At 70.7% G+C, this 11,913-nt stretch carries 13 protein-coding genes; 4 read left to right on the forward strand and 9 right to left on the reverse strand.

Going from position 1 to position 11,913, the window contains the following annotated elements:
- Window positions 1-125: 125 nt before the first annotated feature.
- From ACFVKT_RS13815 to ACFVKT_RS13840, 6 genes are all read right to left on the reverse strand, one after another.
- Window positions 126-1,622 carry an SCO6880 family protein gene (locus ACFVKT_RS13815; RefSeq protein ID WP_385730893.1) on the reverse strand — a complete coding sequence of 499 codons (1,497 nt, stop codon included), beginning with the start codon at window positions 1,620-1,622 and terminating at the stop codon, window positions 126-128.
- A 308-nt stretch (window positions 1,623-1,930) separates the two neighbouring features.
- A complete protein-coding gene (locus tag ACFVKT_RS13820) occupies window positions 1,931-3,133 on the reverse strand; it encodes a hypothetical protein (protein WP_385730895.1) in 1,203 nt (400 codons plus the stop codon).
- Window positions 3,134-3,135: 2 nt separating this feature from the next.
- The gene (locus tag ACFVKT_RS13825) at window positions 3,136-3,807 is read right to left on the reverse strand and encodes a hypothetical protein (RefSeq protein WP_385730896.1); all 672 of its coding nucleotides are present in this window, start codon (window positions 3,805-3,807) and stop codon (window positions 3,136-3,138) included.
- 129 nt (window positions 3,808-3,936) lie between these two features.
- Entirely contained in the window at window positions 3,937-4,287 is a 351-nt protein-coding gene (locus tag ACFVKT_RS13830; protein WP_385730898.1) for a hypothetical protein, read from the reverse strand.
- A gap of 15 nt (window positions 4,288-4,302) precedes the next feature.
- Window positions 4,303-4,620, reverse strand: a complete 318-nt coding sequence (locus ACFVKT_RS13835; protein WP_385730900.1) for a hypothetical protein — start codon at window positions 4,618-4,620, stop codon at window positions 4,303-4,305.
- Window positions 4,617-5,252, reverse strand: coding sequence for a DUF6668 family protein (locus ACFVKT_RS13840; RefSeq protein ID WP_385730902.1), 636 nt, complete (start codon window positions 5,250-5,252; stop codon window positions 4,617-4,619). The genes ACFVKT_RS13835 and ACFVKT_RS13840 overlap by 4 nt, the downstream gene beginning before the upstream one ends.
- Window positions 5,253-5,442: 190 nt before the next feature.
- Here ACFVKT_RS13840 and ACFVKT_RS13845 point away from each other — a divergent pair, with 190 nt between their 5' ends.
- The 3 genes from ACFVKT_RS13845 to ACFVKT_RS13855 all read left to right on the forward strand — a co-directional run bounded on the left by ACFVKT_RS13845 (window position 5,443) and on the right by ACFVKT_RS13855 (window position 8,051).
- The gene (locus tag ACFVKT_RS13845) at window positions 5,443-6,255 is read left to right on the forward strand and encodes a transglycosylase SLT domain-containing protein (RefSeq protein WP_385730904.1); all 813 of its coding nucleotides are present in this window, start codon (window positions 5,443-5,445) and stop codon (window positions 6,253-6,255) included.
- Window positions 6,256-6,278: 23 nt separating this feature from the next.
- Complete coding sequence (locus ACFVKT_RS13850; protein WP_385730905.1) at window positions 6,279-7,229, forward strand: hypothetical protein; 951 nt, start codon at window positions 6,279-6,281, stop codon at window positions 7,227-7,229.
- 285 nt (window positions 7,230-7,514) lie between these two features.
- Complete coding sequence (locus ACFVKT_RS13855; protein WP_385730907.1) at window positions 7,515-8,051, forward strand: sigma-70 family RNA polymerase sigma factor; 537 nt, start codon at window positions 7,515-7,517, stop codon at window positions 8,049-8,051.
- 41 nt (window positions 8,052-8,092) lie between these two features.
- Here the strand turns inward: ACFVKT_RS13855 and ACFVKT_RS13860 are convergent, their stop codons facing one another.
- From ACFVKT_RS13860 to ACFVKT_RS13870, 3 genes are read right to left on the reverse strand one after another with little or no spacing between them, the layout of a single operon-like run.
- Window positions 8,093-9,274, reverse strand: a complete 1,182-nt coding sequence (locus ACFVKT_RS13860) for a hypothetical protein (RefSeq protein WP_385730909.1) — start codon at window positions 9,272-9,274, stop codon at window positions 8,093-8,095.
- A 20-nt stretch (window positions 9,275-9,294) separates the two neighbouring features.
- Window positions 9,295-10,047: a hypothetical protein gene (locus ACFVKT_RS13865; protein WP_385730911.1), complete on the reverse strand. Its 753-nt coding sequence runs from the start codon at window positions 10,045-10,047 to the stop codon at window positions 9,295-9,297.
- Window positions 10,044-11,093 (reverse strand): NlpC/P60 family protein, encoded by a 1,050-nt coding sequence (locus ACFVKT_RS13870; RefSeq protein WP_385730913.1) that lies wholly within the window; start codon window positions 11,091-11,093, stop codon window positions 10,044-10,046. Before ACFVKT_RS13870 ends, ACFVKT_RS13865 begins: the two co-directional genes overlap by 4 nt.
- Window positions 11,094-11,293: 200 nt before the next feature.
- On the opposite strand from ACFVKT_RS13870, the gene ACFVKT_RS13875 reads away from it, so the two are divergent.
- A complete protein-coding gene (locus ACFVKT_RS13875; RefSeq protein ID WP_385730915.1) occupies window positions 11,294-11,905 on the forward strand; it encodes a DUF6668 family protein in 612 nt (203 codons plus the stop codon).
- The last annotated feature ends 8 nt before the right edge of the window (window positions 11,906-11,913 follow it).

Below are 11,913 nucleotides of genomic sequence, written 5' to 3' on the forward strand. Positions count from 1 at the left end.
CTTCTTTCTGTCGTTCTTCCGGTCGTTCTTCGTGGGGGTGAGGTCCGGGCCTTCGTCCTTGTACGTGATCGGGGCGTCGTCGTCCTCGTACGCGCCCTTGTTCCCGGCGCGCGTGTTCTTGGTCCTCACAGGGCTTCCTTCAGTTCGCGCGGTACCAGGGTGTGTTCCCACGGGAGGATTCCGACCGGCAATGTGCAGCTGAACGCTGCCGCCTGCATGCGGTCGGCCGGGCGCATCAACAGCCGTGCTCCGGCCAGCAGGTTGCGCACGGTCACGTTCGCGTCGCCCAGGTCGGCGTCGGAGTCGACGGTGACCGTGACCATCAGCGAGAACTCCACCAGGCCGGCGCCGGTGGCCTCCTCCACCGCCGTCTGCTCGGCGGCGCGCACCTCGTTCGCCGCACGCGCCTGCACCATGCCGCGCTTGGAGGTGGCCATGAACTGCGCGGCCCGCCGGTCGGCCTCGACGATGCGCGCCGAGGTCGCCGGGTCGATGGGCCGGTAGAGCAGCGCCACCCGCTTGCGGCGGGTGCCGGGCGCGTCCTCCAGCAGGGCGCGCAGCACCTGGGCGCGTACGGTGCCGCGGGGCGCGAGGGTGAGCATCCAGGTCCGCGACACCCCCGAGTCGTGCTGGTAGGCGTTGACCTTCTCGACGGCGGCCGAGGGGCCGGCGTCCTCCCATTCGAGGCCGGTGCCGCCGTGCAGGGCGCGGGCTTCCAGGACGTCGGCGGCCACGGCGGGGTCGTAGGCCACGCGCACGACCTCGGCGATGCGCTCGGCCGACAAGGGCGCGGCGGGGCCGCCGCCCGCGCCCACCACGCCCGCGAGCAGGCCGGGGATGCGGATGGCGAGGTCGGTGAGGATGTCGTCGGTCTTGCGCTTCTGCCCCGGGGGGATGCCGTACGTCAGGGCGAGGTAGGTGTGCATCTCCGACGACGCGCTCGGGTAGCGCTGCACCACCTCCTCCATCACGGCCCGCGCGGCCGGCGGGGCGTCGGGGGTGATGCGCGGCAGTACCTCGTTGGCCAGCCGGGTGCCGGTGTCCGGGGCGGTCTCCACGACCACGGAGGCCCCGCGCAGACCCGGTTCGCTGGACAGCCGGGCCAGCCACTGGCCCCAGGACGCCACCCAGTTGTCGATCTGGTCGGGGTCGACCAGGGAGCCGCCGTCCGGTTCGCAGCCGAGCACGATGGTGTACAGGTTGCGGCTGCGGTGGTGCAGCACGCCGAACGGCTGGTCGTAGGCGTCCGTGCCCTCGATGACCTTGACCTGGCTGAGCAGTCCCGGCGGGCGGAACTTGCCGCCGGGGCGCTGGGACAGCGGGCCGGAGAGGTAGGCGTTCGAGCCCTTGGCCTTGCGGCGGGACCAGCCGATGCGCACGGCGAAGAGCTGGTAGACGTTGCGCCCGTCCTGCGTACGCACGGCCAGCGGCACCAGGAAGAGGCTCTGGATGACGATGACGACCACCGTGAACTGCAGCGAGATCATCGACACCATCAGGTCGAGGACGAGCCCGCCGAACAGCGCGATGGTGCCGATGAGACCGAACGGTCCGAAGCCGGCTCGCCTCGGCCTGCGCCAGTTCCCGTACGTGGGGTCGACAGCAGCGGCTTGGGTGGACATGGGTTACCTGGGTCCTTTCCTTTGGGTCGAACTCGGGTACGGGGCGGGAGAGCCGAGGTCGCGACTCTCGAGGGTTCTTGGGGGTGCGCCCCCCCTGGGGCCGGGAGGGTGCGGCTCTCGTAGGTCCCTGAGGGTGCGGCTTTCGTAGGTCCCGGGGGGTGGGTGCGGTTTTCGCGGGTCCCGGAGGCCTTCGTGGGTCTCAGGGGGTGCGGTCTCCGTGTGTCACCGGGGCACCTCCGCCGCACACACCGTGCGGGGGAGGTGCCCCGGGCGGGGGAGGACTCACGCCATTCCCCTCCCGGTGACGGTCAGTTGCCGTCTCCCTGGTTGGCGCCCTCGACCCCGCTCTTCATGACGTTTACGGCTCCCCCGGCGACCTTGCTCGCCACCTCCGCGGCGGCGACCATACCGGCGAGGGCGGGGTTCGCCGCTCCGGCCGCCTTGCCGGCGCCGCCTCCGCCCGAGCCGCCTCCGCCTCCGCCTCCTGTCGAGCCTCCGGCTCCGCCTCCGCCTTCGGATGAGGACCCGCTGCCCTTCGCGCCGCCTCCCCCTCCGTCTTTACTCGCACCGGAGGGGCCGCTGTCCTTCGCCCCTGAGGGCGAGGATCCGGAGTCTCCTCCACCGTTTCGGCCGGCCGAGTCGGCCAGGCTCTTCGCTCCGGAGGCGAGGCCGCCGGCGACGCCCATGGTGGCGTCCCCGACCGAGTCGCCGCCGAGGGCGGCCGTCGCCGGGACGATGATTCTCATCAGCGCGGGCAGCGCGACGGCCGACAGCAGCAGCAGGCCCATTCCCGCGATCTGCGTGTCGACGGGGTTGCGGGACTCCGACGAGTTGACCATGACGGCGCCGGAGTACAGCACGAGACCGACTGTGGGCTTGTACAGCAGCCAGGCGGTCATCCAGCCGATGTGCTTGCGCCACCACGTGCCGCCCCAGTCCGTCATGGAGGCGGCGGCGGCCATCGGGAGGGTGCCTACCAGGACGATCATCACGCCGAGCCGGATCCACATCAGAAGCGCGTGGATGATGCCGGAGATGATCAGCAGGCACCCGATGACCAGCAGCAGCATGTCCGGAATGCCGCCGTTGCAGTCGATGCCCTCCATCAGGTTGAGGAGGCTGCCCCTGAGGAGGTGCTGGGAGTAATTGTCCATGAGGTTGACGAACGTGGCGATCATGGCGGACGAGGCCGCGCTGACCAGGATGACGCGCAGGATGCCCTTGAGCGCGGTCGTGCCCGATTCGCCGCGCCGGTCCAGGGCCATCTTGGCGGAGGCGAAGAGGATCGAGCCGATCGCGAGGTACACGACGATCCACCGCGTCTGGTTGCTGATCACCGTCGAGGCCGGCTCGTCGGTCGTGGCGATGCCTCCCACCGACATGAAGATCCCGATGGCGCCCTGGATGATGATCTTCGCGACCATTCTGATCATCGAGCCGATGGGGTCGGTGAACATCCCGAAGAAGTCGAGGCCACCCCCGCACCCCTCGCCTGCTGCGGCCAAGAACATGGTCACGCTCCCCACAAGATGAAGCCGCTGTTTGTCGCCTTGTTTTTCACCGACGGGTAGAGGGACCCGTCGTCCAGGAGCGCCACCTTCCAGTCGCCGTCCCGCCAGCGGACGGACACCGACGTGGACAGGTAGCCGCCCATGGGATTGGTGAGGAGCAGCTGTACGGTCGCCGAGTCGGCCGAGTACGACGCCACGGAGAAGCCCACGAACCTGCCGACGGCGCTCTCCTCCAGGTCCGTCTCCTCGGTCCGGACCTTGTTGGCGACGAACGCGTCACGGGCCTTCCCCGGTACGACCTGCTGCTCCGCGATGACGCGCCAGGAGACGCCGCTCAGCTGGACGGGAATGACGTGCGCCGCCAGCACCGCCCCGGTGGGCGTGCGGGCGAAGCACCACCACATGGTGGCGTCGGTGTGGAGGGGCCCTGCCGACGGTGAGGTGGGCGCCATGATGGTGAGGAGCTGCCGCCACTTCACATCGGCCGGGGCCGTGGTCGGCCGGGCGGTGTTCCGGTCGTCGGTACGGCAGTTCTCCGGCCGGCCACCCGGCCCCGTCCGGACACGCTGCGGGTCACCGGGCGACAGCGGACCGCCGATTCCGGTGAGGGACTCCTCGCTGCTCGCGGTTGTCTCGGCACCCTCGGGGTTGACCACGAAGGCCACCAACGACATGACCACGAAAAAGCCAAGGAAGAGAGCTGAATTGATCCAGCCTGGCTGTTTGTAGAAAGGCCCGTCGGCCGGGGCCTTGTTTCGTTTTGTGCCGAACATGCCGGTGGCCTCTCCTGCGGTCGGACTACGTCAGAAGAGGAACTGGACGGTGGGTCCAGCGGTGGACACGAGAACGCAGCCGCCCAGGACCATTCCGAGGCGGCTGAAGTGCTCGGAGCCTTCTCCGCGCTTCATGGAGACGGCCATCATGATTCCGGTGATGATGATGCCGCCCACGCCGGCGGCGGTGCCGGCCCAAGCGGCTATGCCGAGGACGGTGTTGACGGCTTCGGCGAGGTCCCCTGGAGCCTTCATCTCCGGGTCGGGGACTCCGGTGGCGTCGCCGGTGCCACCTGCGGCGGCCAGGAAAGTCTGGCCGTTGACGTAGAGGGAGAGCAGGGTGTCCTTCACGAAATTCTCCAGGTATGGCGAGGCGAGCATTGGGGGATTTGACTGTCAGAGAAATGGCACCAACACGAAATCGACGATCGGTCCGGCGGTGGAGCCGAGGACACAAGCGCCCACGACGAAGAACGCCCCTCGGAAATAGGTCGCACCCTCGCCCATTTCGCCGCGGCGCAGCTGTATGGCCATCTGGATGCCCACGACCATCAGGCCCGCCACCGCGCAGGCCGACACGATCCAGGCGAGGTTGGCGAGCAGGGTCCCACCATCGGCCGACGGGTCGAACGGGCCGTTGGGGCCGAAGTTCTCGAAGTCGATGACGTCTCTGGAGGGGACGGGGCTGGGAGTCTCGTCGGCCAGGAAGCTCATCGCGGCCTCCTCGAACGACCGGCCTGAGCCGGTACCAGTCGTCGGGCCAACGCACGTACCGCGCGCGGCAGTTGGTCGACGTCCTCACCGAGGCGCCAGGCCGGCACCCACGGGACGCGGTGGACCTCGGCCGCCGAGCGCAGCACCCGTACGCGCCGGCCGAGCGCGCGCGGCAGCTGTCCCGGTGCGTCGGCGACCAGCACGATGGCGAGGAGTTCCACTCCGGCGGGGTGGTCCCCCTTGCGGAGTGCGTTCAGGGCGTGGGACGCCGCCTGCATGCCCGTGTGGTGGGTGCGGGCCACCAGCAGCACCCGGCCGGGTTCGCCCTTCGCCGGGTCGGGCCACCGGTGGCCGATGTCCGCGCCGCCCAGCACCCGGGCGAGCGTGCTCGCCCCGGCCCCGCCGTGCGTGGTGACCCAGGCGACCTGCTGGCCCTGGTGCCGCGACGTCGAAGTACCGGCCGGTACGGGGGGTTTGGGCAGCGCCGTCCGGGCCGTGGGTCGCGATGGCCTGGTCGGTGCGGTCGGTGCGGTCGGTGCGGTCGGAGCCGTAGGCGCCGGTGCGGCTTGTTGTGCGGTCGGCCCGCGGACCCACATCTGCGAGCCGGCGGACGTTGCCGAAGGGACGCCCATGCGCATCCACCCCTTCCCTTGTGTCGCGTGGTGCGACGGATCCCGGATTGAACTGATGGGCCGTCGTGTCCGTTGCGGCGTGCGTGCCCGCGGTGATCCGTCGGGCAGCGACTACGGGAAATCGGGCGACCTGGTTCAAGGGGTCCTGGGACGCATGTCCGGCAGACGAAGGCAAGGGGTGTGACGGGTCGTGGCCGCAGGTGGTGACGGGGGCTCGGCAAGTTCCGCCGACGCCCAGAAGTACGCCGTCTACATAGCCGCCGGCATCGGCGTGGGGGGCGTGGGCTGCGTCATCGCCTTTGTGCTTCTGCTGCTCATCATCGCCGGGGTGCTTGTCGCGTGCGCCCTTGGATGGATCTTCTGGCCGCTCATGCTCCTCTGCAAGATCGGCATTCTGCCCTGCGACGACAACAGCAGCGGCGGTAGCGGCGTGGACACCGAGCAGGTCGTGTCGGCCTACTCCAGCAACGGGCAGGGCGTGTTGCTGGACAGCGCCGTGCCGTCGGAGTACCTCGCGCGCATCGAGGAAGCCGGGGAGGAGTGCCATCAGATGGGTTCCATCGTGATCGCCTCCCAGATCCAGGCCGAGTCCCAGTTCAACGAGAAGCTGATCGGTCCCGACGGGGCCGAGGGCATCTCCCAGCTGCCGCCGGACAAGTTCAAGGAGTTCGGCAAGGACGACAACGACAACGACAAGACCTCGGCCCTGGACGCGGCCGACTCGATCATGGCTCAGGGCAGGTACATGTGCTCGCTGGCCGATCAGCTCGACAAGCTCATCGCCAACAACGAGGTCAAGGGCGATCGCCTGGACATGATGCTGGCGGCGTACGACGGGGGTCTTGACGCGGTCAAGCAGGCGAAGGGCGTACCGGACAACTCGCGGGCGAAGAGCTACATCGTCAGCGTCAGGTCGTCGTTCGCCCTGTACTCCGCGGACATCGACCTGACGGACGGTGAGGAGTACCCGACCGGCAGCCCGCGCCCGATGCCCACTTACTGACCAGCACAGCAGGGAGGCACGACGTGCTCAGCAAGCGCATTCGTCCGGACTCACCGGACCACACCGCACAGGACGACAACACACCGGACCACACCGCACAGGACGACAACACACCGGAAGACACCGCGCCGACGACGGCGTCCCCCTTCGACGTGCTCATCGGCCACGACGGCAGTACGGCGGTGGACGGTGAACCTCTCCACGTACCGGAGGGCGAGCCGGTGCACGTCGTGGTGCTGGACATGATGCACCGTCACGCACAGGCCCGGGGTGAGCCCGTCGAGGCGGTGATCTTCGACCGGCAGGGCGGCGAGGTCACTCTCGTCGAGGTCGCGCCCGACGGTTCGAGCCGGGTCCTGCTGCACGAGAAACACGACGAGACGCGGGGAGCGGAACGCCGTTCGGAGGCAGTACTGCCACCAACTGCCGACCTCTCTCAGGCTGTTGCTCCGCCGCCGGTCACAGTCCGGCCTCCGGCCGCGGCCCCGGAGGCGGTTCCCGGCGAACTCGCCGAACTTGTCGCGCTCGTCCGTCACTCCGTGGACGCCGGTGCGCTGGAACAGGCGGCGGCGCTCGCCTTCCGGCTGCGGGAACACACCGCGCGTGCCTTCGGCCGCGAACACCCTTACACGCTTGAGGCCCACGCCTTGGAGGCGTTCGTCGCGCATCGGAGCGACAACCATCGTCTCGCCGCGGCCACTTGTATCGAACTCGCCCGGATCCGCCACCGGCAGGGCGACCCCCGGGTGCATGAGGAGCTGACCCGGGCGGCCGCCGCGTGGCTGTTGGTCGAGGACGTGCCGTCCGCCGTCGAGCACGGCCGCGCCCTGCTCGCCGTACTGCTCGCCGTGTCGTCCACACGCAAGGAACAGGGCGGCCGGAACGTGGTGGACGCCGCGTTGCCGCGGCTCGTCAATCGCCGTATGCGCGCCCTCACCGACGCGTCCGACGCCCGGGTGACCGGAGCGGCCTGAGGCGGAAAGCCCAGCTCAACCGTGTGACAGCGGCGGGAGAGGCCCGGTGGGGGCATCCCCGCCGCTACGGATGCGCGGCCTCCGTTTCCTCGTGGATCCATCACGCGCGCGTACATCGCTCGTCAATTCGACGTGGAACCCGGCTCGCGAAACTCCCGGTGATCGGGGCTGCTGAAACCGGCCTCGACGCCCGACCTTCGCCACGAGGTCACAGAACGAGGGAGTACGGCCTTGAGCTGGACCGTGATGGGATCAAACGGAGCCGTCGCTGTCAGGGAACGAGCGATGCGCACGCTGTACGACGACCACGCGAGAGACCTGTACCACTATGTCCTGCGACTGCTTGGCGGCGATCGGCACCGAGCCGAGGACGTGGTGCAGGAGACGCTGCTGCGCTGCTGGCGCACGCAGAGCATGGAGGACAACCAGCCTTTGCGGCCATGGCTGTTCAGGGTCGCCCGCAACCTCGTCATCGACGAGTACCGGCTGCGGATGGCCCGCCCCCAGGAGGTCGACGGCACCGCCTGGCTCGACGAGTTGCTGGCCAAGTCCGACGACGTGGACCGGCTGCTCTCCTCGATGATCCTCCAGCAGGCGTTCAAGTCGCTCTCGCCCAAGCACCGGCAGGTGCTGTACGAGACCTACTACACCGGCAGGTCGACACGCGAGGTGTCCCTCGCGCTCGGCATACCGCCGGGCACCGTCAAGTCCCGTCTGTACCACGCGGTACGGGCGCTGCGCATGGCCCTGGGCATCGTGGAGACCCCCGACGAAGTGGTCGCGGGGAAGCACCCGGTCCAGTGGCACACGCCTGCCGCGTGACCGGTCCGGCCCGTCTCGGCGGGCCACCGGACGGCCCCGGCTCACCTGGCCGTCCGGGACTCCTGCGCGGGGCGCTCCCAGGACGGCATCGGACGCCGGGTCCGCGTCCTGCCGGGCGGACCCGCCGGGGTGATCTCCCGCAGCGGCTGCCCGCCCGCGACCTGCGACTGCGCGACCAGCGACTGCGCGACAAGCGGCTGCGAGACGAGTGGTTGTGAGGGGAGTGGTTGTGAGGGGAGTGGCTGTCCGCCCGCGACGCGGGACGCCTCAAGCCACGCCCGGTGGTGCAGTGCGGCGGTGAGCGCCGCGCCGCCCTCCCCCGGGATCTGGTTGCGCAGCCGGACCACGGCGACGGCGGCGGACAGCGCGGGATCGAGGTCGGTGATCTGCAGCCAGAGCGCCTGCGCGCGGGCCGCCGCCGCCTCGGCCCGCTCGCCTTCCCCCTGGTAGTGCCAGCGCTCGGCGACATCACGGAACAGCTGTACGCCGCCGAGGGCGTCCCCCGACAGGGCGGTGACCCGGGCCCGGATCTCGCGGATGCGCAGGGCGTCGGGGTGGGAGACCCCGAGGGTGCCGGCGGCCTGCTCGTCCAGCCGCGAGGCGAGCGAGGCGGCCCTCCCGACACGGCCCGTCTGCAGCAGCTTCGTGACCAGGGCCAGGGATTCGGCGTACTCCGCCGGATCTGTCCCGGGATCGGTCCCCGGGCCGAGCTGACGCGAGGCGGCCACCGGGCCGGGCTGACGCGAGGCGGCCACCGCCGTACTCGGTACCGGCCGGATCGGCACGGCCGTCACCGGTTGCCCGTTGGCCAGCGGCCCTGCTGAAGTCCGTACGGCGATGGTGGTTCCGTCGGTCTCTGCCGGGAGCTGCGGCACAGCCGGCTCCGGGGTGGTGTGCGCGGGCCGGGGTGCAGGCTTGTCGGGCCTGTCGTGGCGTTTCTTCGTCGCCTTGGTGCGCTGTCCGCCGCCCGGCAGCTCCCGCACCGCTCCCTCGGGCGAGATGACCAAATGCCATACGGTGCCGTCCGGTTCGGTGGCCTCGGCCCGTACCGGACGGCCGAGGCGGGCGGCCGCCGCGGCCACGGTGTCGATGGCCGAGGCACGGTCGGCATGCCCGTACGCGGGCACCAAGGGTCCGGAGGCGTCGACCTGGCCGCCGTCGTGCACGGTGAGCGCGTAGACCGGCCACGCGGGCACTTCCGCGTCCTCATACGTCGTAGGCATGAAATCCCTCCGGACAGGTCCTAGGGGACGGTGACATCGGCGACACGCCACGCCACGTCGGCTGCCGTGCGGGTGAGTTGTACGTACGCCACGACGGTGGTGGCTTCGCCCTTCCACCCGTCGCGGCCGAACGGGGCGGCGGTGACGGTCCACTGCCGCCACGCCTCGGTGCCGGTGTCACCGGGCTTGGCGGCGTCCTCGGCATCGCGCACCGTGACGACGGTGTACGCGCGGTGGCCCGCCCACTCCCGCCACTGGGCGCCGGGAACCGAACGGGGCCGGTACGTACGCAGCCGTGCCGCGTACGACTGGGTCAGCCAGCCCGCGTCCGCGGCGCGCACCATGGCGTCCTGAGGGCCGCTGTCGATGTCGGCGTCGAAGGTCCACATCACATCGAGCGCGCCCCGGCCGACCGCGTCCGGGTTCCGCTGGTCGACGTCGGCGGGCCGGGGGACGCCTCCCTTGGGGGTGCCCTTGGCGCCCACGGGCAGGGGTGCGGCCTCGCGGGCGTCGGGCGGGGTCGGATACGGGCCGGTGCCGGTCGCGGCGGGGCCCGACGGGCGGGCGGCCGGGCCCTGGTCGCCGCCGGAGCCGCACCCGGCCAGGGTGAGGGCGAGGGCGAGCACCGTCGCGGCCACGGCTCCGGTACGGGTCACGGTCGCGGTCGTGGTCGTGGTCGCGGTGGGAGTCACGGTCGCGGTAGGGGTCACGGTCGCGGTTGCGGTGGGAGTCACGGTCGCGGCGGTGGTGTTCCGCGTGCCGGGGCGAGTCATCCGAACCGCCTCACTTTCTGGGGCTTCGAGGTGTAGTAGGGGTCGTCGAGGTTGCTGATCTTGACGACGTCCCCGGTCTTCGGCGCGTGGATGAACTGCCCGTGGCCGATGTAGATGCCGATGTGGTCGTAGCTGCCGTTGAGCTTGAAACCGATGACGTCGCCGGGCCGCATGTCCTCGCGTGCCACCGCCTTGCCCGCGCCGACCTGGAGGTGGGAGACGCGCGGCAGGAGCAGTTCGCCGCCGCTCGCCTGGTAGACCGCGTACTGGACGAGGCTTGAGCAGTCGAACCCGATCGTGTTCGCGCCCTGGGCGAATCCGCGCCCGGGGCCCTCCGGACCGCCGCCGCCCCATGAGTACGGGGTGCCGAGCCACTTCTCGGCGGCCGCCACCACCCGGTCGCCGAACGCGCCGCCCTGCTCGGCCGGTTGGGCGCCGGTGAAGTCGGCCATCGACTCGATGATCCTGGCGACGTAGGCCTGGGTCTCCGGGTACGGAGGGACGCCGCCGTACTGCTGGACCGCGCCGGGGCCCGCGTTGTAGGCGGCGAGCATCAGCCGGGTCGGGTCGCCCGCCGCGCCCATCGCCTTGACCTTGCCGGCCAGCCAGCAGTCGTAGCGGGCCTGCGTCATGATGGCGTCGCCCGGGGTGAACGGGTCCGCCACGCCGTCCGGTTGGGCGCTGCCGTCCCGGCTCGCCGCGTCCACGCCCCAGGTCGCCCAGGTGCCGGGGATGAACTGGCTGAGCCCCTGGGCGTCGGCCGGACTCACCGCGGTCGGGTCCCAGTTGGACTCCGCCTTGATCTGCGCGGCCACCAAGGGGGCGCTGACCTCCTCGCACAGCCGGCCGGCGCGCTCGATCCAATCCACGTACTCCGCCGGAACACCCTCGGCGTCGAGCGTGGTGGCGAACCCCGCGGGTGCGGCGGCCTGTTGCTGGTCCACGGAACCCAGCACGGACAGGCCGACCAGCGAGCCGATCAACGCCAGGACGCTGCAACCCGTCACCAGCATCGTCGACCGGGCCTGCGCGGTATGGCCGGTCATCTGCATCCCCCCGAATAGGCCTGCGGTCCCGGAGCCGAGTGCTCCGGCAGGCGCCACGAAAGACGCTCCGGAAGAGCCTCAACTCGCCCTGAATTTCGCATTTCTGATAAGTAGTTACTTGTGTTGTATTGCTAACTTATGTGTACTATCGGCGTGTTGAGGCAGTCCAGTCAGTCGAGTCAGCAGTGGAAGGAGTTGCCGTGGCGGGTGAGGTACCGGTCGTCAATCCCTGGTTGCCGCAGTCACGCCCTTCCGGGGGCAGCAACGGGAAATCCCTGCGATCGGTTCAGGAGTTGTCGACAGGGCTCACCGGCCCGTCGGCACCCCAGGGCGCGGGAGTGCCGCGGCCCGAGCAGGGACTTCGCGTCGCCTGGCCGCGGCCCGGTACCGATCACGCCTGGTGGTGGCTGGGCGTGCACGGCGGCGCGGGTGTCAGCACGCTGGAACGGGCCGTGCCCGGGGGCCGGGACGCGGGCCTTGCCTGGCCCCTGTCCGTGGAGTCCCCGGCGGTCGTGCTCGTCGCCCGCTCCAGCGCGAACGGCATCCAAGCCGCGCAGAACGCCGCGCGGCAGTGGGCCTCCGGCATGGTCCCCGGCGTCGACCTGCTCGGCCTGGTCGTCGTCGCCGACGCTCCCGGCCGGCGCCCCCGGGTGCTGCAGAACCTGGTGCGGCTGGTCTCCGGCGCCGTCCCCCGGCTGTGGGAGGTCCCGTGGGTGGAGCCCTGGCGGCTCGGCGAATCGCCCACGGAGCACCTGCCCAAGGAGTGCGCGCCGCTGGCGCGCGACCTGTCCCGACTCACCCGACCCGCTTAGCCGGACCC

The organism is Streptomyces sp. NPDC127595, assembly GCF_042671685.1.
Lineage (GTDB): Bacteria > Actinomycetota > Actinomycetes > Streptomycetales > Streptomycetaceae > Streptomyces.

Coding starts and splice junctions, on each gene's coding strand:
- ACFVKT_RS13835 (WP_385730900.1), bottom strand. CDS start 4,620: ATGAGCTTCCTGGCCGACGAGACTCCCAGCCCCGTCCCCTCCAGAGAC.
- ACFVKT_RS13825 (WP_385730896.1), bottom strand. CDS start 3,807: ATGTCGTTGGTGGCCTTCGTGGTCAACCCCGAGGGTGCCGAGACAACC.
- ACFVKT_RS13870 (WP_385730913.1), bottom strand. CDS start 11,093: ATGACCGGCCATACCGCGCAGGCCCGGTCGACGATGCTGGTGACGGGT.
- ACFVKT_RS13860 (WP_385730909.1), bottom strand. CDS start 9,274: ATGCCTACGACGTATGAGGACGCGGAAGTGCCCGCGTGGCCGGTCTAC.
- ACFVKT_RS13815 (WP_385730893.1), bottom strand. CDS start 1,622: ATGTCCACCCAAGCCGCTGCTGTCGACCCCACGTACGGGAACTGGCGC.
- ACFVKT_RS13820 (WP_385730895.1), bottom strand. CDS start 3,133: ATGTTCTTGGCCGCAGCAGGCGAGGGGTGCGGGGGTGGCCTCGACTTC.
- ACFVKT_RS13830 (WP_385730898.1), bottom strand. CDS start 4,287: ATGCTCGCCTCGCCATACCTGGAGAATTTCGTGAAGGACACCCTGCTC.
- ACFVKT_RS13855 (WP_385730907.1), top strand. CDS start 7,515: ATGCGCACGCTGTACGACGACCACGCGAGAGACCTGTACCACTATGTC.
- ACFVKT_RS13865 (WP_385730911.1), bottom strand. CDS start 10,047: ATGACTCGCCCCGGCACGCGGAACACCACCGCCGCGACCGTGACTCCC.
- ACFVKT_RS13840 (WP_385730902.1), bottom strand. CDS start 5,252: ATGGGCGTCCCTTCGGCAACGTCCGCCGGCTCGCAGATGTGGGTCCGC.